A 26,257-nucleotide genomic window follows, 5' to 3' on the forward strand; every position below is an offset into this window, starting at 1 on the left:
GTTCAGAAAAACAATGAAGCCGACTTATTATGAAGAAGTTTAATATACATTCCGTTCAGAAAAATGAAAAGCTAAAAAGCATTGCTGCTCTTTATGATATGGATGCAGATGCTTTAAAGTTATTCCATAACAATCACTGCGAGGTAAAAGATATGATCCTTATAGACCTTACCAGACAGGAAGAGCTTTTTATTCCTAGAACTGCTGTTGCAGACAAGAATAAATTGGTAAGATTTGGAAGAGGAAATCGTCTTATTTTTCAGCCGGAACATTCCTTCTGCAAATATGGAGTAACCATTAATTTTGAAACTGGAGAACATAAAAATGAACTAAAATATAATGCCTCAGTCCGTTGGTTGAAATACGAGAATAAGCAGCATTTTTTTGAGATCAACCGTACTTCAAACTTATATCTGAACCAGGAGGAAGTCAATGAAATTGCAGATATGCTGGCTTATAAAACCTCAAAAGTTTTGTATCCATTACAAGTAAGTGTAGATGAGAGAGGAAAATTCAATCAGGTAGAGAACGTTTCATGCTTTAAAGAAAGATGGGAAAGTGTTAAAGAAGAAGTTTATCAAGAGTTTGAAGGAGAAATTGTAGATGAATATTGCCTGAGAATAGAAAAAATTATAGAGGAGGGCGATGCTGTAGACCTTTATCTTAAAAATGATTATTTCCTGAGAACATTGTTCTTGGGAATTTATCAGAGCTTTGGAGAAAACTATCAGCTGGAGCTGGAGGAGAACTTTCCAGTTGTCAGCAACCCGATAGAACCCAACTATAAAATACATATAGAAACAGATCCCATAAAAGATGAATATGATCTGATCAATATAGCAGGAAAAGGAAGATTATATGATGAAAGAAGCATATCCGATTTTATCAATGAATATCCTTTCTCAATGATTATTACAGATGATCCGACCATGAATGAAGAAGGTAACTTTAGAATACAATATTATCTGAACGGAGAAACTTTACTGCCAGAATCTTTATATCTGGAATGCAGTATGATGCTAGAGGAAGAAAAGAAAATATCAGTGGTGGTTTCCACAATAGCAGAATAAAAAAACAAATAAAATGAAATTTAAATTAGACGATAAACTATTTACCTTGATAGGGCTGCTGTGCTTCAGTTTATCTTTTGCACAAAAAGTAGAATTTACGGTACCAAAGAGTATTGAGGTTTTGGAAAATATCATTTTTGATTTTCAAAATGACTTTACGAAGAATATCGCAATGGATGCGGCAGCTGTTCCCGATAATTTTTCAACTACAGTAGATCTTTTTAACCTGAAAGATGATGCAGATAAAAAAAATCCTTATCTAAATCTTGCTTTGAATAAAGGAGCAAAAGCCAAACAGTTTATTGAAAGAGCAAGCTGGACAGTAACCTTTAAGAAAATATCTAAAAAAAGTACAAAAGTAAGCATCGATATTGAATCTATCATTCCCGATCGATGGTCAAAGAAAGAGGTAGATATAAAACGTACCCAATCCACAGGAAAAGTAGAAAACGAAATCAAAGAATTTCTGCTAAACTATAAAAAAACAAAATCCTCATCTGCGTGGGCAACCGCAGATGCCGCTGCAGAACCTACAGCAGCACAGATCGCTGTTGCGGAAGCACAAGCCAGAGTTCAGATGGAAGAACTGGAAAATAGAAAGCTTATTCAGAAAACAACTTCAAAAAAGCTACAGGCATTATTCAGTAAAAAGCAATTTATTACTCTGCCGACAACGGCTGAAACCTTTACAAAATCATTACAGATACAACCCCAGGAACTGAAATGCGAAGATTGTAAAGGAGGAAAATATGCAAGCTGGGATATTGATGAAGTATTTAATCTGATCTATACTAAAATGAATGGCGGCGAAGAGTACTATGCCCTACAGTATTACGGTGACAAAAAAGTTTCCGGATTACCTTACGGACTTGTATTCAATGAAAGCTCTGCTTCAGAATGTAAAGCCAAGTTTGCAAGATATAATGCCAAGCTTTATCAAACAACGGTAGAAGTTGATGCCAATACAGCAACAGCAGTAACGGTAGTTACTTTCAAAATGAATAATAGTTTTGTTCAACTTGAATTTGGAAACCAATACCTGACAAAACTTCTAGTATCCAATAAAGAACAATAACCATGGCTGAAAAACATATTGTAGTACAGGGAGCCATGTGCAAGTGCCAGTTCGGACAGGCTCCGGATAAACTTAAAGTACTTTCACACCAAAAAGAATATGCTAACGATAAAAATGCTTCCAAAAAACTCATCGTTACCACAAAAGAAATAGGAGGAGCAACATTTGAGAAAAATACATTCGGAAACTGTACCAAAAACGGAGGGCCACCACCGCCATGTAAGATCATGGTGACCGAATGGCAGAATTTCTATGATAAAGTACAATTAAGTAACGGCGGATATATTATTTTGGAAGACAGCAAAGCCATCTGTGCCGTTGCTGGAACTCCATGTATAGAAATTACAGATCATGGCCAAAGAGCAGAAGCCAGTCAGCAAAACTTTAAAAATGCCAATAAGGATGTGCAGCAGCAGATCAATCCTTTGGTAAATACGGAATCAATGTATAACGATCAGCCTACCCACCAAGGAGAGGACAATGTAATCTAAAATGCAAAGAAATGGAGAAAGGCGTTAAAACAATAAAATTTCAAGGCCCTCATTATCCAGGCATGACTGTGCCTGGAAAAAGAATTACCCTAAAAGCAGATCAATATGGTTTTTTTGAGGTAGATCAGTGGCTTCCGGGAACGACTGCTGAAGATAAAAAGAAACCCGTAGTTTGGATGAGCGAGAGTATGGACAGATTATCCATTCTTAGTAAAAAACAATCGACATCCGGATTTAAATTTGTAATCGGGAAGAAATACTGTGGAAATTATTACTACTATATAGAAGCCAGCCTTTCAGGAAACAGAGATAAAAAACATAACTCAGGACTCTATGTAAAAGGATGGTGTGAACCTAAAATTGTAAACAGTAGATGGTGCATGAAGGAAGGAGGTGATGATGTAAGAAAGACGTATGTTTTTTCTTATGGCCATATTATCTATCTTCATTTAGATACAGAAGGGCTTAATGGTGATAATGTAACTGTAGAAGTTTATAAAGTAGTAGAAGGAGGAAGAGGCCTTAATGACGATAAACTGATTACAAATTATAATGCAAAAGTAATAGATGGTCAGATCAACCTCAAAATGGGAAATACCTATCAGTGGTATGGTAAAATCGGCAGACCTAAAGACAAAGAAGAATTTTATGTAAAAGTAAAAACGGCTTCAGGGCTCGAAGTAACCGATGGTAAAGATAAAGTTCATGCTCGTTTTCTGAGGATTCAAAATAGAGTAGTAAGTAAAGCTGTAGAAAGTTCGGTTAATAATACCCCAACGAAAGTAGGTTTACCCGATAAAAATCAAAAGAATACCCACTCCTGCAGATTCCAGGAAATCAGTGTAGATGATAATGGAGACCATTTTGTAGTCTTTAAAGAAGGAAGTACCAAATTCAAAAAAGTAACTTCCGAAACCCAGTTGGTAACCAGAAGAATACATTTTGCTTTTGATAAATCAGAGATACGCCCGGAAGAAAGAGCATTTCTACAGACCCTGCTTGATTTTCTACTGTATAACCAACACTTGGATATGACCCTTTCCGGGCATGCCGATGATAGAGGAACGCTGGATTACAATCAGGCACTTTCAGAAAGAAGAGCCCAAGCCGTAAAAGATTTTTTTGTGAATGGAGGACTTATCAAAAACCGAATTAAAACAAGAGGTTATGGTGAGGTAAACCCTGCTGTAATGGGTAAAACAGAAGAAGCCTATAAAAAGAACCGCAGAGTAGAAATTGATTTCAGTTATCTGGAATACAATCAGGAAGCATTGATCTATGAGACCATTGCCCCGGATGCCAAGAAAGCGAAGGAAATTACAGTGAATGTAAGAGAACGTATAGATAAAGGATGTTTCAGAAAAGAAAAGCATGACAAAAATATTATCTATATCAATGAAACCGGAGGTAAAGATCTAATTCCTAAGAAAGGAGATAAAGTTAAACAATCCGTATTTTCACAACAGTCTGCGTTTCCTAAAAACTATGCATTAATGCTGTTGAAATATCTCAATCCGTTTTCTACGATTGATTATAAATTCGCATTTTATATCAATAGCTGTGCTTATTACGCCAGTAAGAAAAATGCAACACTTGAAGTAAGAGTATATCCGGATATTATCTGGATCGGTCATTTCCAGTATAATGGGGATGAGAAAGTAATGCCTTACTATTTTCATCAAAAAAACTTTGACCTGGAACAAGGAATTACCGATGTTCTAAATGAATTGAAGAGTACTATTTTCTATAAAATATTCAGACTGTTCCCAGCCAACTTTATTGTGGAGCAGACCCTTCTGAAATATATTGAAAGCCAGGCGAAAAGTTATTTCTACGGAATTCATACCATCCACAACCGTACTATAGAAAAAGCCGGTCAAGAGCTTTCTTTAGTAGGAACTCAGACAAACATTATCAAGCAGACGGATTATACAAGATTTGCTGCGGCAGCCGTTATTTATGGTTTTGTAGTTATAGGAATTCTTGTCGAACTTTTGATGATCTACCTCACAAGAGGTCGAAATATTGCTACCAAGCTTCAGAAATTTGCTAAAATGGCAAGAAGAGCAGAGTCAGTTCTGAAAAGAATGGATGATGCAGGAGTAGAGCTTATTCCACCGGCAATAGCAATAAATGCAGGAATGTATTATCAGAAACAGAAAGACGGTAAGGTGGGGGTAGTATACAAAGCTAATTTAAAAGCAGATCCTTTAATTGCGTTGAATTTCAAAAAAGAGTTTGACCTGTTGAAGCTAATAACTAAGACGATAGAGGATATAAAAGGGGCAATGTATCCGAAAGATAAGGTAGCTAAGAAAAAATTAGACTTAAATAAAGAGAATAATAACAACATTGCAGAATATTTCAAAAATAAAGGAGTACCTGAGATCAAAGGCATTATAGAGATCAAAGGCGATATAATGTTTGAGCATAATGTGAAATATAGCCTTCTTACCAATACATACTCCATAATTGATAAGCTAAAGAATGGTATTTTTACAGCAAAAGATGAAGTTCTGCTTAAAGATCAGATAAAATTTACAGCAACGGTATTAGGATCATACAAATATGAGTTTGAATTTGATCCATTACAGACCTCAATACAAGGAAAGCTCAATATAACAATTCAAGGTTCATGCGGATCCCGATTGAGATATGGAGTAGATAATAAAGGGGGAAAAGGCCTCTTTGTTAAAAAAACATTATATTGTTCTGGTATTGAAGGAACGTATCTGGGAGAGCTCAAGATTAAAAATAGATTTACTGATATTTTTGATACATCTACTAATAAAGGAAAGCCGGTGCCGTTTACATTAATAGAACCTTTTGAAATGCCAATGTATGAGATTCAATTATTTAAACCTTAAATAAAATGAAAAGAATTATCCCAATACTTTTAACATTAATCAGTTTACAAAGCTGTTCACAAGAAAAAAATAAGACTATGCAAAATTCCAATATTACAGCAGATAATATTGTCACAGAAATATCAAAGCAGGTAAAGAATTATCCTATAGAACCTAATTATGGCTTCAGATATGAGAATAATCAATGTTATTTTGAAGTATTTATTAATGACTTTCCCGCTTTTAAACAATTTAAAAAGCCAACAAGTTCTGCATTTGAGATAAACCTTTTTATTTTTAAAAATGGTACTCAAAAAATAACCTACAAATTATACCCGGTCAATTCAGCAGCTTTATCTGAAGAGACTTCTTTAACGTTGAATCTGGAATCTTTTGATATGAAAAATGAAAGCCAGGGAGATGTTGTAGTACAAGAATTTAAAACCCCTTCCACAGAAGTAAAAATAGCTGATAATTATTCTAATCAAAAATTTGTAGGTGCAGGGAAAAATTATTACGAAGGAAGTTTTGATGTCAAAGTAAATGTTCCATATCAATTACATTCAGTCTTTGAGAACGCACAGGATCTCCAAAAGATGGATAAAAAAGAGTTGGAAGCTAAATTACTGAAGAAATATAAAGAGATCTGGAGTATTTATCAGAACAAAGAGCTCGATAATATTGCAAAGCTTGAGTATGATAGCTTCAAAGACTTGTTTGTCTCCGGATACAGTAACAAAAATGAAATTGAAAATAATTGGAAAGAGCTTAATCAGGCATATACATCTTCTACTTTCAAGATGCAGCCTATAGAAAAATATAAGCTACAGTTTTTTGCAGGTGGTAAATTGGCGGCATTAATGCTTGATACAACAGACAATCAATTAAGAGGAAACACAGCCTTATGGGCAAAAGTTGATTATGATGGAGGCATGAGAGGAATGTTTATTAACCGATATTTTTACATCCCACAAGGAGAAAAAGAATTTAAAGTTTACTAAGTGAGGCCTTTGATATGATAAAGAATATAGCATTAATAGGAGCCTGGTCTATATTGCTTTTCTCCTGTTCTCAAAATCAGAAAAAAGAAACAAAAGCAAATGACGAACTGAGAACTGTAATTGCAAAATATAAACCTACTGGAGATACTCTGAAGTATGTTAATTCATTTCTTAAAAAACTGGATGATAAAAATACAGAAGTCGGCATCTTCATCAATAGATATGAATATCAGATAGAAGATTCATGCTTTAAAACCCAAAAAAAACTTTGGGATTCTTTGAGTTTTCATCAAAATGAAACAGCGCAAGAAACCTTTGATAGCCTCATTATTACTCCTCAAATAAAAAAGTACAGAGAACATTTCGCTATCACCTTTGATGAATATGCTATAGCCAGAGAATTTTTAGTGTCCCGCAACAGCACTGTGAAATACCTCAATAAAAAATACAAATTAGGACTGTGGGATCCCACCTTAGATCCTGTCAAAAAAGATCAATAAAAATTATTTGAATAATAAAAAACAAAGGCCGATCTCACAAGAGACCGGCCTTTTATAATAAATATACTTGAATTATTTTACCAAAAACTGCATAGAAGCACCATCTAGTTTTAATATATAAACACCTTGGTTAAGCGCTCCGATTCTGATCACGTTTCCGTTTTTAAAAGGTCTGTCAATGCTCTGAAGAACCTTTCCTTGTAGCGTGTAGATTTCAGCTTTTTTTACATTCTGAACATCACCTTTTACTGTAAGTTCCTGGTTGGTTACAGGGTTAGGTGTGATTCTAAAGCTTGGCGCGATACTCTCTGGAGCGATGCTTTGAGCTTGTCTGGCAGAAGAACCTGAATAGCATGTCCATTTAAGATCATCAATAGCCACTCTGTTACTCGCAGAATTGTTTACAAGGCTTACCGTTACATTTCCGGAAACATTAATATTATTAATGGTTGTTGTTGTAGCAGTAGTATTGTAAGGAACTGTTCCTACTGTTGTTCCATTTACTTTTACATCAAGAACTCCGTTTGTTCCCGAAAATTTTAACTGGGTTGTCACCGTTAGAGAACCAATACCATTTGTAGAGCTTCCGGAAGTTAATGATCCACTTCTTACCGTAATAGCTTTATTATTGATTGTCTGGTCAGTTCTTGAATCTGTAGCAGTCCATGAAATACCACCATTGCTCCAGGTTTGGGTTACATAGCTAGAACTTCCAGCAGGAATGCTTTCAAAATTTTCATTGATACATTCTGTAGATGGAGTAGTAGTTCCTGTATTGGTTGTTCCTGAAACTGTAGAACTGTTGGATGAAGAATTTCCTGCAGCATCTTTAGCTACTACATAAAAACTGTAAGTTGTTGATGGATTTAGTCCTGAAATAGTCGCTGTAGTTGAATTTACTGTCGTTTTCAGACTTCCGTTCATATAAACATTATAAGCAGTTACTCCTACATTATCGGTAGAAGCATTCCATGTAAGAGAAATACTGTTCGATGTTTTGGTAGAAACGGCTAGTCCTGAGGCTGTTGTCGGAGCCTGGGTGTCTGCTGTAGGCTGTTGAGAACCCCAAATAAGATTCACATAGCTAGGATTATCAATAAAAGGGTTTCTGTTACCCTGATAAGCGTAAGAAGCATTATTTCTTTTGATCTCAGCCTGAGAAACCGGATCCTGATTATGCCATGCTAAAAGAACATTCAGCTCCCAAGTCTGAAGTCCTGGAAATGTAGAACTTCCCAACATATCTCCGGAAGAAAAAGAAGAAAGCTTACTCTGATAACGCGTTACGAAATAAAAGATCATACGGGCTACATCCCCTTTGAACTCATCAATGGGTTCAAAAACGGTACCCGAATATCCTGAAGATGCAGAATTACCAAGCTTTGAGCCATTTTGGGAAGTAAAAGTAGCTGAGCCTACCTTTCCGAAAGGATAGTTGCTTCTCATTCCGTTCACCTTTCCATCCGTAGCACGAATGAAATGAATATCAGCTACCATAGGCGAAGCTTTGTTAAACAAACTCTGAGGAACAATATGTTCTCTGTTATAGCAGTTTCCTTCCGTGGAATAAGTTCCGCATTGTTTTGTACCTGGAGTGTATTTATAAGGATCAGCACCTGTAGGTTTTTCTGAATAAATATCTAGAATAGAACCATCATTTTCGTAGTCTTTATCAATATCAGTTGTTTTATAGGCAGTCCATAATCCGTTGTACCCTTTGTCCTGATGCCCACTGGTAATAATGCTGCTTAATGCTGTTTTTAGCGCTGCACCACTCAATCCGTTGGCAGAGTTGTAGTATCCGGCAGGAGCTTGAGCATAGGTAAGTCCCGAGAATACAGTGAATAAGATAATTTTTTTCATATTAATAAAATTTCCAACAAGATTACTACATTTTTGTGAAAAAAAAATTACATTATTATTAATTTTGAATGTACAGCATTTAGCTTTCACGAAAATGTGATAAACGATAATTGATGGACGATCACCGATGAATAATAATAAGTACAGCGGATAAAATTATTTTATATTCGTTGATTGTGAACTTACAATCTATACTCCGAATTTCAGAGATCATATTTCGAAATCTGTACCCCTGATCTCCTTATAAAAACAAAAAAGCCGGCACAAAAGTACCGGCATATATAATAATAGCTAAAAATCTTATTTTCTTTGTGGCGGATAATTTTTCATAATCTCGGCCATGATTTCAGGAATCTGTCTTTGTTTAGATCTTGGAGAATCTACAGAAATCCCACTTCCGATACCTTGCCATACCAACTTATTGCTTTTTGAATCAATAAGGTCAACGATAAGGGCACCTTCATTATAATTGCTTGTATAGGTTCTGCTCATTCCAACTCCCCATCCGAAAGGGCCGCCCCATCCCCACATTCCGTAAGGAGAAGAAGTATTTACATCCGTAATTTTTTTATGGTTTGCTTTTACGTTGACAATAAGATCAGGATTCTCTCCGGACTGAAGTCCTTTACTTTGAAGTTGTCTTGAAAGTTCGTTCAGAACTCTGTCTTTATCAATATCATTCAATTTTAGATCATCAATTCTTATTTTGTAAGTTTTGTAAGAATTGAAATTGGCGGTGTCAGCGTAGTCTGAACGTACCTGAAACGGGCTACAAGAAGTTAAACCTAATGTAGCAGATGCCAACAAAATAAAAATATATTTTTTCATTTTATTTATTTTTTTTATCATTTTTAATGAATGTATCAGTCTTTTTATCGTACCCATAAGGACAGTGTCTGCAGCCGCTTTTACAGCAATGCCCTCTTTTTAGATGGAACTTTTCTGTAAAAACTTTGTATCCTTGTTCATTATAATAAAAGTCTTCACCTTCTTTGATGTCATAATGGGCCATAAGTTAAATGCAAGTCAAAAAACTTTTTATATTTGTTAGTATGATAATTGTATGCCAAAAGCCATTAAAAAAATTAAAAATTAACGGCATTGCTCTTTTTCCCTTTATCTTCATTAGGAAACCCGAAGATAAGGAAAATAATACACTTATTAATCATGAAAAAATCCACCTACGACAACAGCTGGAGATGCTGGTCATCTTTTTCTACATTTTCTATGTTATTGAATATTACTACTGGTTTTTCAAACTGAAAGACGGCTATAAAGCCTATATGAGAATCTCATTTGAAAGAGAAGCCTACGCCAATGAAAGTAATCTGAACTATTTGCGTAAGAGAAAATTCTGGAACTTTAGAAGGTATTTGTAGAAGATAAAAGATAAAAGATAAAAGATAAAAGATAAAAGATAAAAGATAAAAGATAAAAGATAAAAGATAAAAGATAAAAGATAAAAGATAAAAGATAAAAGATAAAAGATAAAAGATAAAAGATAAAAGATAAAAGATAAAAGATAAAAGATAAAAGATAAAAGATAAAAGATAAAAGATAAAAGATAAAAGATAAAAGATAAAAGATCTTGTCGTTAAACAACTTTTATCTGTGTACATATGCATGAGGATATCAATATCAATAGGGGCGGGCTTTAGCCCGTCTAATAAATAAAATAAAAATTCATTCGGCTTTAGCCAAAACCTCCAATTTAAACTCACATATCACCTATAATTTCACAAATCACACCAATCACATTAAGCAACATTATGAATGCAATCATCTGTGAAAATCTGTGTCATCTGTGGTTAAACAACCTCCAAAAAAAATTATTAATCTTTTCCTATTTTTGCACTCATAAACCATGAGTATTTCCAAACACTAAAATGCTATTACAATTCCCTACAGAACCTATTCCTATCCAGGAAATCCAGATTCATAAAAACATAAAACTTTTCATTAAAAGAGAAGATCTTATTCATCCTCAGATTTCAGGTAATAAATACTGGAAACTGTTTTATAATATCAATCATTATCTGGATAATAATCCGGAAAAACCTTATATCATTACGTTTGGAGGTGCTTTTTCTAATCATATTGCAGCCGTTTCTGCCGTAGGAAATCTTGCGGACATTCCCACATTAGGAATTATAAGAGGAGAAGAGTTGCAGCATAAATGGCGCGATAATCCTACTTTATTGTTTGCTAAAAGAAATGGGATGAACCTGAAATTTGTCACCCGTGAAGAATATCGTCACAAAGAAAAACTGACAGAATTCCTGCAGCAGGAGTTTCCTGAAGCCTTGGTAGTTCCGGAAGGAGGAACGAATGAAGAGGCTGTAGAAGGAGTGAAAATGATGCTCAATGAGCAAACAAAAGATTTTGACTATCTTTGCACCGCAGTTGGAACTGGAGGAACCATTGCCGGAATTTCAAAATTCTGTGAAGATAATCAGAAAGTTATAGGATTTAAGGTCGTTGATGATGCTTCACTTGAAAATAAAATATTTGAATTAACTTTGAAACAGAATTTTAATCTAATAGATTCATGTTTTGGAGGTTATGGTAAAATAAGTGATGAGAATATCCGTTTTATCAATGATTTCAAAGAGAAATACGAGATACCTCTGGAACCGATTTATACAGGAAAGATGATGCAGAAAGTTTTTGAACTGATTGAAGAAGGCTACTTTCCTGAGAACAGCAGAATATTGTGCTTTCATACTGGTGGATTACAGGGGATTGAGGGAGCTAATCTGCTTTTGGAAAAACAGAATAGAAATTTAATTATATAAGTAAAATTGAAAAACATGAAAAGACTTTTCCTATCCATAAGCCTTTTAGTTTTATCAAAATTTTCTGCCCAAAGTTGGGCAACCGAAGATCAGTACATCCAAAAATTTGCTAAATATGCAGTAGAGGAAATGGAAAAATATAAAATTCCGGCTTCTATTACCCTTGCTCAGGGGCTTCTTGAAACAGGAGGCGGGCAAAGCAGATTGGCACAGGAAGGAAAAAACCACTTCGGAATAAAATGTAAAGAAGACTGGACTGGTAAAACGATGAAACATACGGACGATGCTCCCAACGAATGTTTCCGTGTATACGATGATCCTAGACAGTCTTATGAAGATCATTCTATCTTCTTATCTACCAGAAAATATTACGCAAATCTGTTCAATCTGGACATGAAAGATTATAGAGCGTGGGCTTACGGTTTGAAAAAATCAGGCTATGCAACCAATCCTCGTTATGCTTCTATTCTTATTACAAAGATTGAAAAGTATAAATTATACGAGTACGACAATACCAATTCTAATGAAGTGTTGTATGCTGTTCTTAAAATGTATCCGGATCTGAAGGATGACAGAACCTTTATGGCACAGCTGGAACCTGGTAAAGCTGTAAAAAAAGTAAAAGAACCAGTTACAGTAGAGGTTCCTTACAAGCAAACTTCTTATGCACAGCAGCAGAAAAGAGTGGAAAGAATTAAAACAAAAGCTGAAATTCTTAATTCCATTCTGATCAAAAGTCATCCAAATGACGGACTGAAATATATTGTCATTCCAGAAGATACAGATATTAAATTCATTGCCAATAAATTCAAAGTCAGCGAAAGCCGCCTAATGAAGTGGAATGAATTAGAAAATGAAACATTGAAGAAAAACGACATCGTCTTCCTTGAATCTAAAAATTCCTCAGGAAATACAGCTACTTATAAAGCAATGTCAGGAGAAGATATGCATGACATTGCCCAGAAATTCGGAATCAAACTCCATAAGTTATATGCTAAAAACAGAATGGATGAAGGACAACAGCCATCTGCAGGACAGCTGATTTATTTGATTGATAAGAAACCAAGAAATTAATCCCCTTTTACTCCCATGAAAATAGTAAATATCACTTCTAAGTATCTCTGGATATTTTTGATGTTGATGTCATGTACACTATTTTCTCAGGAACAAGATTATATTCCTTACAGAAAAGGCCAACTATGGGGACTGTGTGATACTAGGAAATTTATAACAGTACAACCACAATACAACAGCATAAGCTGGTATGATGATTCTGCAAAAGGTTTTCATGCCGAACAAAACGGTAAATTTGGAATCATTGATTCCAATTCCATCATGGTAATGCCATTTATTTCCAATAAACCAATAACAGTGGATGACGGTAAATTCTTGGTTTTTGATGGATGGGATTACTATTATTATTCCATGGCAACAAGAATACGTCTTGAAAAACAAATCCTGATTGAGAGACCTCCAATTAATGATAGAGGATGGGGCGGATATGATGCAGAAGCAAACCACTGGAAAGGTAAAGGGGAAAAGGTTCTGAGTTGGGATGACCTTAGTGATGAAGATATTGAAATGTTATATGCTTATGATAATGATCAATATGACCTGACTTTTAAAAGAGATTTTATAGAAATAAGTTCTGCTGATGGCAATACCTATATTGGGATTTACATTCCTCAGCTTAAGAAAATATATTTAAATACACCGGAGCTGGCACATATAGGTTGGCAGTACTATAAAGGGGTTCCTTATATTTATACCATGAATACTTCGAATTTAATGGGGCTTGTAGATGCATATTCCCGTGAGGTATATCCTAATAAATATCATGAAATTACTTTGATAAATGACTATCAGTTGGTGTATCTTTCAGAACCAGATCCTAATCATCAGAATAATTTAATTTTTAGAACAATTCTGCCCAATAATAAGGTATTAGACGGAAAATTTGAACCGGATGTTCAACTTTTGAAAAATGGTAATCCTTTTCAGTTGTATTATATCATGATCAATGGGAAGAAAAATTATGCAGGAGAAGATGGTACCCTTTACTTTGAGGGTTAAACAATAAAAAATAGAAAATGAAGTATCAAAGAAGTTCGGCTTTATTTGATGAAGCCTACAAATACATTCCGGGAGGAGTAAACTCTCCGGTGAGAGCATTCAAATCAGTGGGAGGAGTTCCTGTTTTCATGAAATCAGCAAAGGGTGCTTACCTTACTGATGCCGATGATAATACGTATATCGATTACATCAATTCATGGGGGCCGGCTATTCTGGGACATACGCATCCGGAAGTATTGGAAGAGTTAAAAATCCAGGCTGAGAAAGGGTTTTCTTTCGGTGCACCTACAGAACTTGAAACTGAAATTGCAAAATTCATCATTGAAAATGTTCCTAATATCGATCAAATCAGAATGGTTTCTTCGGGAACAGAAGCATGTATGAGTGCTATCAGATTAGCAAGAGGGTATACTGGAAGAGATAAAATAGTAAAATTTGAAGGTTGTTATCATGGGCATTCAGATTCTTTCCTGATTAAAGCGGGAAGTGGTGCAGCTACCTTTGGAAATCCAAATTCTCCGGGAGTAACGGAAGGTACAGCAAAAGATACTTTACTAGCTCGTTATAATGATATTGAGCAGGTTGAAGATTTATTCCGTCATAATCAAGGCGAAATTGCAGCCATCATTATTGAACCCGTTGCAGGAAATATGGGATGTGTGCTGCCTGAAAATAATTTCTTACAGAACCTAAGAAAGATCTGTGATGAAAACGGAGCTTTATTGATTTTTGATGAGGTAATGACAGGGTTCAGATTAGCATTCGGTGGAGCGCAGGAACTTTTTGATGTAAAAGCTGATTTGGTAACTTATGGGAAAGTAATCGGAGGTGGACTTCCAGTGGGAGCTTTTGCCGGAAGAAATGAAATTATGGATCACCTGGCTCCAAAAGGAGGTGTATATCAGGCTGGAACATTAAGTGGAAACCCATTAGCCATGAGAGCGGGATTAAAAACACTTCAGTTGATTAAAAACGATCCTGAATTTTTCAACAGACTAAGCAAAACAACCCAAACTTTAGATCTTGAAATCGGAAAGATTTTAAATGAAAAAGGAATTGCCCATAAGATCAACAGAAAAGGGTCTATGATGTCTGTATTTTTCCATACCAACAGAGTGTCAAACTTTGATGAGGCACAGGATGCTAACCATTCATTGTTCAATAATTTCTTCCATCAAATGCTTCAAAATGGAGTGTATCTGCCACCAAGTGGTTATGAAACCTACTTCATCAGTGATGCAATCAAAGATAAAGAAATTGATATGACGCTGGAAGCCGTTAGAAAATTTGAATATTCTAATCACTAAAAATAACAGAGACTGTCCCGGAAGGCAGTCTCTTTTTTTCTCTGTATTGTATTCGGTGGATTATGCCAAACCGTAGCAAAATAAGCACATCCATCGCCCTTCATTGTTTGCTGCTTCTGCATCAAAGATATAAAGTCCCTTGCTGTCTATATATTCTCTTTGGCTTTGTTTGTCTCCTCCGGAAATATCAGTAACATAGATGATGGCACCATCTTGCTCCATTCCATATAAAGTATTTCCTTTTTCTGTAAGTTCTGCACGTGTTAATCTTGGAGGAAGGAGCCCGTCAATAGTCAGAATATCTTTTTTAGCAGTAACGTCCAGGGTTGCTTTTGGTGTTTCAGTATTAATTCCCGTTTGGGCAAATACAACCGATGATACAGCTACAGTAAAACAAATAATAATTTTTTTCATATATTTTTTTTAAGGTAGAATTAAAATTCAGTCTCTTTTTTGTATTTGTAAGTTGATTAAAGTGGAGCGTAACAGTATAAGCACATCCATCGTCCCTCATTGTTGGCTGCTTCTGCATCAAAGATATAAAGTCCTTTACCTTCAATATATTCTCTCTGGCTTTGTTTGTCTCCTCCAACAATATTAGTAATATAGATGATAGCACCATCTTGTTCTGCTCCATATAAAGTATTCCCTTTCTCTGTAAGTTCTGCACGGGTTAATCTTGGTGGCAATAAACCTTCTATTACCAGAGTACTTTTTTTTGTGGTAATATCCAGGGTTGCTTTAGGATTTTCAGTATTGATACCTACTTGCGCAAATGCAATGGATGCTGTACTTACTAAAATCAAACTTATCAATTTCTTCATATATTTTTTTCTTACAAATATAAATTATACAGAAAAAAATAATGGTTATTTTTTATTGCGTTAAATTTATTAAGCTGTTGATTTATAATTTGATCATCTCTATATAAATGGTTATTTTGGTGATAAAATAATTAATAATGTATTATTGTAGAAGTTTTTATTACAATGGTAAAAAAGTATAAATGATACAGATTTTGTAATAAACCATACACTTTGTTCAGGGCCCTTCTTTTTAATTTTGTCATAAATAGATTGGAAATGAAGACTTCAGACAATAATATGTCCCGCAAAGATTTTATCAGAAATTCAGCATTGGCAGTGGCAGGGCTAACTTTAATACCTAATATAATGACAGCATCTCCTTTTTTCGATGAGAAAAATATTCCAGCAAAAGGAAAACTGAGCCTTAAAAATGTTCGTTTAGAAACCGGTTTTGACTATGATGAAGGAGAAGTTTCTGCGACAAAAACAGCCCTTTTTTATGTGGAAGTTGAAAACGGAAAGATTTCCAAGATTGCTCCAAACCAACCCAATGCAAAAGCTATAGATGCAAAAGGGCTATTGATGCTTCCTGCTTTCAAAGATATGCACATTCATTTGGATAAGACATTCTATGGAGATAAGTGGCAGGCTGTAAGAAAAAGAACGGGGGGAGTAAAAGGAATGATCGAGCTGGAGCAGAAAATGCTTCCAGACATGTTGGAAAATTCAACATTCAAAGCTGAAAAATTGATTGAATTACTACAATCAAAAGGAACATCCTATGCAAGAAGTCATGTAAATATTGAACCTACTTCGAAACTTCAGTCATTAAAAAATCTACAGAAAGCTTTAGATCATAAAAAGAAAAGTTTTGGAGCAGAACTAGTCGCTTTTCCACAACACGGAGTATTCTATACAGATTCAGTACCTTACTTGAAGGAAGCTGCAAAAATGGATATCGACTTTATTGGTGGAGTAGACCCGTTCAATATAGATGGAAATATTGAAAAAGTAATAGACTTCACGGTTCAGCTGGCTTTAGATAACAAAAAAGGAATTGATATTCACCTGCATGAAACAGGAGATTCCGGATTGAAAACCGTAGAATACCTTATTGATAAAGTGAATGAAAATCCAGCGCTGAAAGGGAAAACCTATCTCAGCCATTGTTTTATACTGGCAAAACTGGATGAAGCAAAACAGGAAGATATTGCTGAAAAACTGTCGGAAGCACAAATAGGAATTGTTTCAACCATTCCGTTTGGAAGATTGATTATGCCAATTCCTACATTATACAAACATAATGTAACGGTATTGACAGGAAATGACAGTATTGTAGACCATTGGAATACTTTCGGAACGGGAAGCGTACTTCAGAAAGCTAATTTAATGGCACAGCTATACGGATATTCAACAGAATTTTTATTATCGAGAAGCTTAAAACTGGCAACTGGAAATATTCTTCCATTAGATTATAAAGGAAATCAGCAATGGCCTAAAGCAGGCGATAAAGCAGACTTTGTCTTATTGAATGCAAGCTGTTCTGCTGAAGCGGTATCAAGAATTTCAAATGTGGAATCATTGGTACACCAGGGAAATATTGTTTTTTAAATAAATCTTAATTTAAAATGAAGAAAGTATTGGTATTTCTTTTAGCATTCGGAAGTTTGAGTGCCTGTCAGGAGAAAACTGATGATTTTCCAAATGAAGAGATTATGCAGGAAAAAGATATCATCAATCAGGTAAAGAAAAATAATATTGCTGCCGTAAAATCCGCTCTAGAAAATGGAACGGATGTAAATACTCGGGACAAAAGAGGACGTTCTTTATTGTTAATAGCAACAATAGAGAAACAGATCGAAATGGCCAAACTTTTGGTTTCCTATAAAGCCGATGTTAATCTTCAGGATGATCAGCTTGACAGTCCATTTTTATACGCAGGAGCCAGTGGGCAAACAGAATTGGTGAGACTGTACCTGGAACATGGAGCCCGTTTTGATTTGTTCAATCGTTATAACGGAACGGCTTTGATACCTGCCTGTGAACGCGGACATGTAGAAACAGTGAAAGTTTTGGTGAAAACAAAAGGTTTTCCAATCAATCATGTGAACAAATAGGATGGACAGCCCTTATGGAAGCGGTAATTCTTGGAAACGGGAGTCAGAAGTATCAGGAAATTGTACAGATATTGAAGGATAACGGAGCAGATCTTACGATTCCAGATCATGCAGGTAAAACACCTTTACAACATGCAGAATCATTAGGCTTTGAAGAAATTGCCATGATTTTAAAATCATAAAACAACGTTATTACATTTTATCGGAGATAAAATCATTGCGCCTTAAAAACAGCATAATTCGCTAAATCTTCGCGTCGTTGCGATGCAAATATTTGCCTTTTAGCATTATTCCTATGTGCTTATGGGTGAAAAATAATTTTTACTACATAGACACATAGATTAGCTGCAAATGGATTATTTTACTGAAAAGGAATATGATTCTTCGCCCTATTCCAGATTATTTTAGGATTTCCAAGACGTATAATTAATAAAATTCAGATATATAATTTAGTTGGTGTGTTTAGCCACAAAGGATACATTTATTTCTTTTGTGGCTATTTTAATGTTTTCTCTCATAAATTTTATTAATTTTAGAAGAAATTCAGATAGGTGAGTTATCATACGGATCATTTTCCCATCTTGGGAATTCAGGAGTTTAGCGAGAACCAGCTTAAAGGCTGTAATTTGCTGTTCAATGAACTCTATGGGGCACGTTCCATTGATGATCCTCATAAGCATGACTTTTTTATCATCAATCTTTTTGAGCATGGCGTGGGTTCACATACCATAGATTTTACAGAATATCAGGTGAAAGATCATCAGATTCATCTTGTTTTTCCGGATCAGGTACATCAGTGGGTCATTGAAAAAGAAACAGTAGGCTATCAATTGATGATCAGCAGAGATTGGTTTGAAAGTTTTTTACCATCATTAAGGTTCTCCGCTTCCTATTATCAGAATCATCCGGTCATCAATCTTTCTCAGGACGTTTTTAAAACATTTTTGTATGAATTTCAGGCAATTCAGCAAGAATTGGCTGGTGAAAAAGTATTCTGGGAACTTATTCAGAAGAGAAGTGAGCTGATTGGTTTATTGGTGAGTAAGACCGTGGAAGGAACTTTCAAAGATTTTGAAGTATATCATTCTAATCCGATTATTTCTAAATTTCTACATCTGATCGATAAGCATTTCAAAACAGAAAGATCAGTCTCTTTTTATGCAGATAAGCTAAATATCTCAGCAAATTATCTGAATATTGTCTGTAAAAAGAATCTCAATACATCTGCATCCTCTCTTATTCAGGATCGTATTCTACTGGAAGCGAAACGCCTTTTAAAAGTTTCGGAAATGTCTGTAAAAGATATTGTGTACGACTTAGGTTTTTATGATCATGCCAGTTTTTCGAAATTCTTTAAAATGCAAACAGGAATGACCCCTTCTCAATTCAAAGAATAATTTATACAAAATAAGACATAATTGATACACCGGTTTTCCTTTGAAGCTGATGTAATTTTGTAGGGTTAAAATATTAAATCATGCAATTTCCCTATCAATTAACTGCAAAAGGAAACTATTCCCTTAAAAATGTACGTCTGGAAACAGGCTTTGAATACGAAAATGAAGAGGTGATCGGAACAAAAACAGATCTTTTCAGTATCGAAATTGAAGACGGAAAAATTAAATCAGTAAAGGCTAATGATCCTGCCTCCAAAGCAATTGATGCCAAAGGATATCTGATGCTTCCTGCTTTCAGGGATATGCATATTCATCTGGACAAAACATGGTATGGCCTTCCTTGGCAGGCACTTTCTTCTAAAAGAAAAACAGTAAAGGATATGATTGCCTACGAACAGGAAATTATTCCTGAATTGCTAAAAACTTCAGTAGAGAGAGCAGAACAGCTAATCAGCCTTCAGCAGCATTACGGGACTCATTTTGCAAGAACCCATTTCAATATTGATCCTACTTCAGGATTAAAATCTTTAGAAAATTTAGAACAGGCACTCCAAAATAAAAAAGATTCCTTTAAAGCAGAATTGGTTGCTTTCCCTCAACATGGAGTATATTATACAGAAACAGCCCCTTTAATGAAAGAAGTTGCGGCATTAAAAAGTGTAGCTTTTATTGGTGGAGTAGACCCGTTAAGTATTGACGGAAGCATAGAAAAAGTAATGGATTTTACGGTTCAGCTGGCATTGGATCATAATAAAGGAATTGATATTCACCTGCATGAAGTAGGAGAATCTGGAATGAAAACCATCAATTACCTGATTGATAAAGCAATTGAAAATCCTGCACTTCAAGGAAAGACTTTTGTAAGTCATGCGTTTGCTCTGGCTCATCTTTCACCCAAAGAAGCGGAAGAAATTTCAGAAAAACTGGCTGCAGGAAAAGTAGGAATAGCTTCCTCTGTGCCTTTTAAAAAGACCATTATGCCTATCCCGACGATGAAAAAACACGGCGTAAACGTTTTGATCGGGAATGATAATGTACAGGATTTTTGGAGTACTTTCGGATCCGGAAGTATGTTGCAGAAAGCCAATCTGATTGCAGAACTTTATGGCTACGCAACGGAATTTGCATTGTCAAGAACACTACAGTTTGCTACTCAAAGTATCGTTCCTTTGGATGATAAAGGAAAGCAGCAATGGCCTAAAGCCGGGGATGAAGCAGCCGTTGTCTTGGCAGATGCCTCATGTTCTGCAGAAGCCGTTTCCAGGATATCTAATATACAAGCCCTGATGCATGACGGGAATTTATTCTGGAGAAGTTAAAATTTACGTATATATATTTTTTATACACTTGTTTTTTGTGAATCAGCCATCGGAGGTTTTCCGATGGTTGTTTTTTATTGATGAAAGTAAAGCCTTTTCTTCAAACAACTATTAGTTATAGCTATTATGCATCCGGATATCAATATCAGTAGGGGTGGGCTTTAGCCCGCCCTAACAAATAAGTCATCAAATTCCATTAGGCTTTAGCCCAAATCTATCTTGAATGTTAACTCCTCTTAATATTGAATTTTCCTGAAACCTGTTATTTTAGCAGATGACGTAAAAAAAAGCCTTCGGAAAAAACTTCCGAAGGCTTTTTATGAATAAAATCTAACTACTATATTATCTTATAGATTGAAGTTTGTCCATCCAGCATACCAAGTATCATTGATGTCTGCTACCGCACCTTTGTAAGCTACTTTCTGGAACCAGTTACTTACCTTAGTATTGGTAAATTTAGCACCATTCAATAGTGGTGAACCTGAAGCAGGAGCAAAGTTTGGAGTTGTTCCGGCAGGAGCCCATGCATTAGTAAGTTTTACATCAGTTGTAGCACCTAAGATTGAGTTTCCACCATTATTGAACCAAGTTGTAAGAAGCTCAATTGAATACGTTGTAGGTGTAGAAGGTCCAAATTTCAAAGGAGTTGTATTCCCTGCTAAAACATTGTTTTCAAAGAATAATCTATTTCCTGTAATATTAAGATCTGTTGCAGTTCCTTTAGTAGCATCAATAAATAATCCTACAGGATATCCTGTGAATACAGAGTTGAATACTGAAATAGATGAGTTTCTTCTGATTTGTAATGCATTTTGGAATAAAGCATTGATTTGACCAGGAGCAGCAGAGTTGATTGGCCCAATTACAGTCATGTTAGAGAATGTAGCAGAAGTCTGAGGAGCAGTTGAAGAACCATTCGCATCATTATCAGATTCAAATGCATTAGATCCTGAAACGTCAGCTACCTGAGAATCTCTTACAGCAATACCAAACTGTACATTTCCTGAATATCCGTTGTCTGTATCGAAATCATCATCAAGACCTTTGTAAGCAATAAGGTGAGAACAGTTTACCGTTCCTCCGAACCACTCAAAGCTGTCATCATTAGCATACGCAACTTCTACATAGTCTACTAGAGTTCCGTTACCTACACCACCGAATGTGATCCCGTTAATTTCTTTATCTGGTAAGAATGCATATCCTGCATATTCTACTCTTACATATTGTAATACACCACTGTTGTCAGCAGGATTATTTCCTCCATAAAGTCCAAGACCATCAGCATCATTGATACCTCCTTCCATTTCTCCAACACCATTTTGTCCTTTAAATGTAGCATTGGTAGGAGCATTTCCTAAGATAACAAGACCTGCCCAGTCACCTCTTTTAGGGTTTGGTTTTTCTGAAGTGAAGATAATTGGATTGGTAGCTGTACCTTTTGCCATGATCTTACTTCCTCTTGTAATGATCAAAGCTCCATTTTTGTCTGCTTCACCTACAATTTTTGTACCTGGTTCGATCGTTAAAGTCGCTCCCTTAGTTACATATACTAGTCCTCTTAATTTATAAATTTTATTAGCTTTAAGAGTCATATCTGATGTGATCTTTCCTGAAAGAATTAGGTTTTCAGTATCTCCTCCATTTCCGTTACCACCGTCTTTAATAATGGTAGGGCCATCTTCTTCTATATTTCTACATGCAGTAGTTGACACTAAAGCACCAAGCATTAAAGAATATAAAACGAACTTTTTCATATTGTAAGAATTAAATTATTTTTATTAGATTATTTGAGTGAATTATTAAAAGCTGTACCCTAATGTTAAACTGAAGTTGGTACCTGTTAATCGATCTATAGCAAGAGCGTCAGAATTGTCGTACTTCTTGTTGTTATTCAGATCGTGATAGAATTTAGCGCGACGATTCAGAATATCGGAAACGTTTAGCTTGATTTCTCCTTTTTTATTCCATATTTTTTTAGCAACCTGGAAGTCTAAAAGTGGTCTTGGAGCTTCCCAGATTGGTGGAACCTGATCATTTCCTACATAAAGGATTCTTCTTCCGATCATGTTGAATAGTACAGTAGAAGACCATCCTGATTTCTCAGCATCATACTGAAGGCTTAGGTTGATCGTGTATGGAGACTGTCCCTGCATCGGTCTGTTGATTCTGGTAGCCTCATCCGTAACTTTATTTTTAATATAAGCGAAGTTACCACCTAATGTGAAGTCTTTAAGAGTGCTTACAAAATCCAGTTTTTTTCTGAATTCCAATTCAACTCCATAAGCATCAGCTTTGTCTACATTCAGGTAGTTGAACGTGTTACTTGTTCCTACCCCAGACTGGTTGAAGTATAATTCAATAGGCTTTTTAAAGTTTTTGTAGAAAGCAGCTACGGAAAGGATCTCACCATTTCTTGGATAGAATTCCCAACGAAGGTCGGCACTTGTAATTTTAGTTCTTTCAATATCTTTGCTACCAATTACTGTAGCTCCCAAATCAAAATCATAATAAGCCAAAGGAGAAACCTCTCTGAACTCAGGTCTTACTACAGTTTGTGAACCGGCAAGACGAATATTCATTTTAGGATTTACTTTGAAAGTTAAGTTAAGCGCTGGTAAGAAGTCTGTAACACGAGTGTTTACAAAACGGTCATCACTTCTTTTTGTGCTCCCCACTAATTGGTCAAAGTTTTCAACTCTTAATCCCCAAACAGCTCTTAGCCAAGGTGTAAAGTTGTTGTCAAACTGTAAATACCCTGCGTTAAGGATCGTATTGGCAATATATCTGTATTGATTTCCTGCAATTTCATCAAAAGTAAATCTACCGTCAGTTCCAAAGTTATCAGGATTAAAGATCGTCTCAAAAGGCTGAGAAAGTAATCCCTGATTGTATTTTTCAAGCCTTACAGAGAATGGTCTTGAATTGTAGATTCTGTCTTTTACCTGGAATAAATACCCTCCTTTGATGGTTTGCTTTTCTCCGAATAAAGTAAATGTTTTAGAAACATCACCCCCTGCGTTATACAGGTAATCACTCAATGTAGAATAGAAAACACTTCCTGATTTTTGAGAAAGACCATTAGAGATCAAAGCTAGGTAAGGGCTTCCTGGCATATTCGTGTACTGGTTGTATTGTAAACGCTGTAGCAAAGGAATGTATTGATCCAAGATCCCGAAGCTTCCATACCAGTTCAATGTAAGCCCACCAAGAGCATCTATTTTGTGTGTTCCGGTAAGCGTTGAGTTATAGAATATGGTTTGTTTAAATCCTATTTCTCTTGCCAGGATATTGGTTCCGTTGATTGGGTCAAATTCAAAATCTTTTCCTGATCTGAAAGACATGTGGTTCACCGTATTATTGGTGATGATGTTCTTTAAGGAAATTTTATTGTTGCTGTTAAACTTTAGAGCAAGGTTCAACATCCCGCCTAGAATAACATCGTTGGTATATTTTTCAGTGTAATAATCGAAGTTTGTATTGGCAGTTTCATCGTTAATCGTGAAGAAACGGTTGTTCGTTACAGTTCTTCTTTTGTTGTTACTGTAATTTAAAACTGCAATAACCCCTAAATCTTTTCCGAAAACCTTCGTATTAAAACCACCATCTACCTGTAAGCTTACGTTTTCAGGGTAACCCAATGTATTGAAACCTAAATTTTTAGTAAACCCTTTTCCAATATCTGTTTTTTGACCCTCATTCAAAATACTGAAAGCATTCTTTGCAGGCATATTGGTAGGCAGTTTTCTATAGCCGTCATCAATTCCTAAGAAATCCCATTTTCCTCCTTTCTGTATAAAGAACTCGTGGTTCATGGTAATGTTATTACCACCCACACCTACTTGTACATTGAAGAAATCCTTATTAGGAATATCTTTAGTATTCACCTGGATCAAACCACCTCCCCATTCACCAGTATACTCAGGAATAAAGGTTTTGTTGATAACAAGTGTTTCGATAACGTTAGCAGGGAAAAGGTCAAAAGAGAAAGTCTTTCTGTCTGGCTCTGTACTGGATAACTGAATACCATTTAGCATCGCCTGGTTGTAACGATCAGATAATCCTCTTACAACGATATATTTTCCATCGAATAAACTCACACCCGAAACTCTTTTCAGAACTTCACCTGTGTTTCTGTCCGGACTTCTTTTAATAGCTTCAACACCAATAACCTGAGAAACTACCCCTGCATTTTTTTGCAATCCGATGGTAGAGGCTATGGTTTCTTTTCTTGCGTTTGATTTGATTACAACTCCCTCAATTTCTTTTTCTTTGGCAGTTGGCTTTTCCAGCACAATATCAAGGTGAGTGTTACCATCGTTTTTTACAATAACTTCACTGATTTCCTTTTTGTTGTATCCATTGGAACTTACCGTTATTATATAATTGGTACCGGGAGAAAGGTTGATAGAGTAGTACCCTGCAAGGTCAGTGACTACTTCCTGGTCATTTACCTTTACTTTTACCCCCTCTATAGGAGTGTTGTCTTTCTCATCCAATACCCTACCTTCAAGAATCTGGCTTTGTGCAAAAGCATAGCCAGCAGAAAACAAGGCAAGTAGCACAATGCTCTTGTGGAGTTGTTTTTTCATTATTACTTCTTTTACTTCTTTTTCAAGGGCAAAATAAAGGCTAAGTTTTTAAGAAAACTTTAGGAGAATTTTAATTAATTATGAAATTTATATGAATGAATAACGGAACTTTTCCGTTATTGATCTTTGTTTTTTTAATCAAATTATTTTATTTGTTTTTTGTATAATCTTTCGTATATTTGATTTAAATGTATTTATTTGTTCTTTTTGTTGTTAATTTTTTAATTTCAAATAAGAGTTTAGCTTTTTAATAATTAGTTAACATTGGGAGAATAGATGAAATCAATGAAAATAGTTACTTTTGTGGGAATTCTTAAACTAGAAGATGAGCAAAAAAATTCTTTTAATAGACGACGAACTGGACATTTTAGAGATTCTATCTTATAACTTAGAAAAGGAAGGATATGAGATCTATACAGCTACCAATGGTAATGAAGGAATAGAAAAAGCAAAGGAAATTATTCCGGATCTTATTCTATTAGACGTAATGATGCCTGAAAAAGATGGTATTGAAACTTGTCAGGAACTTCGTAAAGTGAAAGAACTCCAAAAAACACTTATTGTTTTCCTTTCCGCAAGAAGCGAAGAATTTTCTCAATTGGCAGGTTTCCAGGCAGGAGCTAACGATTATGTAGTGAAACTAATCAAACCAAAAATCCTTACCTCTAAAGTAAATGCCTTATTACAACTAACCTCTCAGGTTTCGGATAATGCCAAGTTGATCGAAATTGGAGATCTTGTCATTGATAAAGATAATTTCAGAGTTTCCAAAAGTGGGCAGCAGTTTCTTCTTCCCAAAAAAGAATTTGATTTACTTTATCTCTTAGCTTCCAATACTGAGAAAGTATTTAAGAGAGAAGAAATTCTTGAAAAAGTTTGGGGAAATGATGTGATCGTAGGAGAAAGAACTATTGATGTTCACATCAGAAGACTTAGAGAAAAATTGGGGATCAATACCATTCAGACTTTAAAAGGGATAGGGTATAAGCTTATCGTTTAATCGATTAG

24 protein-coding genes are annotated in these 26,257 nt (G+C 35.3%); 17 read left to right on the forward strand and 7 right to left on the reverse strand.

The features are described from left to right. The first annotated feature begins 29 nt into the window (after positions 1–29). The 6 genes from GTR01_RS04010 to GTR01_RS04035 all read left to right on the forward strand — a co-directional run bounded on the left by GTR01_RS04010 (position 30) and on the right by GTR01_RS04035 (position 6,983). Positions 30–1,070 carry a hypothetical protein gene (locus tag GTR01_RS04010; RefSeq protein WP_160136558.1) on the forward strand — a complete coding sequence of 347 codons (1,041 nt, stop codon included), beginning with the start codon at positions 30–32 and terminating at the stop codon, positions 1,068–1,070. A gap of 13 nt (positions 1,071–1,083) precedes the next feature. Next, positions 1,084–2,145 carry a hypothetical protein gene (locus GTR01_RS04015; RefSeq protein ID WP_160136559.1) on the forward strand — a complete coding sequence of 354 codons (1,062 nt, stop codon included), beginning with the start codon at positions 1,084–1,086 and terminating at the stop codon, positions 2,143–2,145. A 2-nt stretch (positions 2,146–2,147) separates the two neighbouring features. Then, a complete protein-coding gene (locus GTR01_RS04020) occupies positions 2,148–2,636 on the forward strand; it encodes a DUF4280 domain-containing protein (RefSeq protein WP_160136560.1) in 489 nt (162 codons plus the stop codon). Between the two features lie 11 nt (positions 2,637–2,647). Next, positions 2,648–5,503, forward strand: coding sequence for an OmpA family protein (locus GTR01_RS04025; protein WP_160136561.1), 2,856 nt, complete (start codon positions 2,648–2,650; stop codon positions 5,501–5,503). A gap of 77 nt (positions 5,504–5,580) precedes the next feature. Continuing rightward, a complete protein-coding gene (locus tag GTR01_RS04030) occupies positions 5,581–6,483 on the forward strand; it encodes a hypothetical protein (RefSeq protein ID WP_228452149.1) in 903 nt (300 codons plus the stop codon). Positions 6,484–6,497: 14 nt separating this feature from the next. After that, positions 6,498–6,983 carry a hypothetical protein gene (locus GTR01_RS04035; RefSeq protein ID WP_160136563.1) on the forward strand — a complete coding sequence of 162 codons (486 nt, stop codon included), beginning with the start codon at positions 6,498–6,500 and terminating at the stop codon, positions 6,981–6,983. Positions 6,984–7,055: 72 nt separating this feature from the next. Here the strand turns inward: GTR01_RS04035 and GTR01_RS04040 are convergent, their stop codons facing one another. The 3 genes from GTR01_RS04040 to GTR01_RS04050 form a co-directional block, all read right to left on the reverse strand. Continuing rightward, positions 7,056–8,846 (reverse strand): endonuclease, encoded by a 1,791-nt coding sequence (locus GTR01_RS04040; RefSeq protein ID WP_160136564.1) that lies wholly within the window; start codon positions 8,844–8,846, stop codon positions 7,056–7,058. A 300-nt stretch (positions 8,847–9,146) separates the two neighbouring features. Continuing rightward, positions 9,147–9,674: a DUF4136 domain-containing protein gene (locus tag GTR01_RS04045; RefSeq protein ID WP_160136565.1), complete on the reverse strand. Its 528-nt coding sequence runs from the start codon at positions 9,672–9,674 to the stop codon at positions 9,147–9,149. Between the two features lies 1 nt (position 9,675). Further along, positions 9,676–9,858, reverse strand: a complete 183-nt coding sequence (locus GTR01_RS04050) for a DUF5522 domain-containing protein (protein ID WP_034745671.1) — start codon at positions 9,856–9,858, stop codon at positions 9,676–9,678. Positions 9,859–9,898: 40 nt separating this feature from the next. On the opposite strand from GTR01_RS04050, the gene GTR01_RS04055 reads away from it, so the two are divergent. The 5 genes from GTR01_RS04055 to hemL all read left to right on the forward strand — a co-directional run bounded on the left by GTR01_RS04055 (position 9,899) and on the right by hemL (position 15,021). Next, positions 9,899–10,225 (forward strand): hypothetical protein, encoded by a 327-nt coding sequence (locus tag GTR01_RS04055; protein ID WP_160136566.1) that lies wholly within the window; start codon positions 9,899–9,901, stop codon positions 10,223–10,225. Positions 10,226–10,732: 507 nt separating this feature from the next. Next, the gene (locus tag GTR01_RS04060) at positions 10,733–11,641 is read left to right on the forward strand and encodes a 1-aminocyclopropane-1-carboxylate deaminase/D-cysteine desulfhydrase (RefSeq protein WP_160136567.1); all 909 of its coding nucleotides are present in this window, start codon (positions 10,733–10,735) and stop codon (positions 11,639–11,641) included. Between the two features lie 15 nt (positions 11,642–11,656). After that, positions 11,657–12,715, forward strand: coding sequence for a glucosaminidase domain-containing protein (locus GTR01_RS04065; RefSeq protein WP_160136568.1), 1,059 nt, complete (start codon positions 11,657–11,659; stop codon positions 12,713–12,715). 15 nt (positions 12,716–12,730) lie between these two features. After that, positions 12,731–13,714 carry a hypothetical protein gene (locus GTR01_RS04070; RefSeq protein ID WP_160136569.1) on the forward strand — a complete coding sequence of 328 codons (984 nt, stop codon included), beginning with the start codon at positions 12,731–12,733 and terminating at the stop codon, positions 13,712–13,714. 17 nt (positions 13,715–13,731) lie between these two features. Further along, positions 13,732–15,021 (forward strand): glutamate-1-semialdehyde 2,1-aminomutase, encoded by a 1,290-nt coding sequence (gene hemL, locus GTR01_RS04075; RefSeq protein WP_160136570.1) that lies wholly within the window; start codon positions 13,732–13,734, stop codon positions 15,019–15,021. Positions 15,022–15,081: 60 nt separating this feature from the next. On the opposite strand, the gene GTR01_RS04080 is transcribed toward hemL, so the two are convergent. Next, complete coding sequence (locus GTR01_RS04080; protein ID WP_160136571.1) at positions 15,082–15,435, reverse strand: hypothetical protein; 354 nt, start codon at positions 15,433–15,435, stop codon at positions 15,082–15,084. A 56-nt stretch (positions 15,436–15,491) separates the two neighbouring features. Continuing rightward, positions 15,492–15,845, reverse strand: a complete 354-nt coding sequence (locus tag GTR01_RS04085; protein ID WP_160136572.1) for a hypothetical protein — start codon at positions 15,843–15,845, stop codon at positions 15,492–15,494. 258 nt (positions 15,846–16,103) lie between these two features. On the opposite strand from GTR01_RS04085, the gene GTR01_RS04090 reads away from it, so the two are divergent. From GTR01_RS04090 to GTR01_RS04105, 5 genes are all read left to right on the forward strand, one after another. Beyond that, positions 16,104–17,438 carry an amidohydrolase gene (locus GTR01_RS04090; protein WP_160136573.1) on the forward strand — a complete coding sequence of 445 codons (1,335 nt, stop codon included), beginning with the start codon at positions 16,104–16,106 and terminating at the stop codon, positions 17,436–17,438. Positions 17,439–17,455: 17 nt separating this feature from the next. Further along, a complete protein-coding gene (locus GTR01_RS04095; protein WP_228452150.1) occupies positions 17,456–17,944 on the forward strand; it encodes an ankyrin repeat domain-containing protein in 489 nt (162 codons plus the stop codon). A gap of 14 nt (positions 17,945–17,958) precedes the next feature. Next, entirely contained in the window at positions 17,959–18,126 is a 168-nt protein-coding gene (locus GTR01_RS24565) for an ankyrin repeat domain-containing protein (protein WP_228452151.1), read from the forward strand. Positions 18,127–18,495: 369 nt separating this feature from the next. Beyond that, entirely contained in the window at positions 18,496–19,341 is an 846-nt protein-coding gene (locus GTR01_RS04100; protein WP_160136574.1) for a helix-turn-helix domain-containing protein, read from the forward strand. An 80-nt stretch (positions 19,342–19,421) separates the two neighbouring features. After that, entirely contained in the window at positions 19,422–20,660 is a 1,239-nt protein-coding gene (locus GTR01_RS04105; RefSeq protein WP_160136575.1) for an amidohydrolase, read from the forward strand. Between the two features lie 347 nt (positions 20,661–21,007). Here the strand turns inward: GTR01_RS04105 and GTR01_RS04110 are convergent, their stop codons facing one another. Continuing rightward, the gene (locus tag GTR01_RS04110; RefSeq protein WP_160136576.1) at positions 21,008–22,414 is read right to left on the reverse strand and encodes a hypothetical protein; all 1,407 of its coding nucleotides are present in this window, start codon (positions 22,412–22,414) and stop codon (positions 21,008–21,010) included. Positions 22,415–22,459: 45 nt separating this feature from the next. After that, a complete protein-coding gene (locus GTR01_RS04115) occupies positions 22,460–25,249 on the reverse strand; it encodes a TonB-dependent receptor domain-containing protein (protein WP_160136577.1) in 2,790 nt (929 codons plus the stop codon). 325 nt (positions 25,250–25,574) lie between these two features. Between GTR01_RS04115 and GTR01_RS04120 the strand changes: the two genes are divergently transcribed. Continuing rightward, a complete protein-coding gene (locus GTR01_RS04120) occupies positions 25,575–26,249 on the forward strand; it encodes a response regulator (protein WP_160136578.1) in 675 nt (224 codons plus the stop codon). Positions 26,250–26,257 lie beyond the last annotated feature (8 nt).

Source organism: Chryseobacterium sp. c4a (assembly GCF_009900745.1).
GTDB lineage: Bacteria > Bacteroidota > Bacteroidia > Flavobacteriales > Weeksellaceae > Chryseobacterium.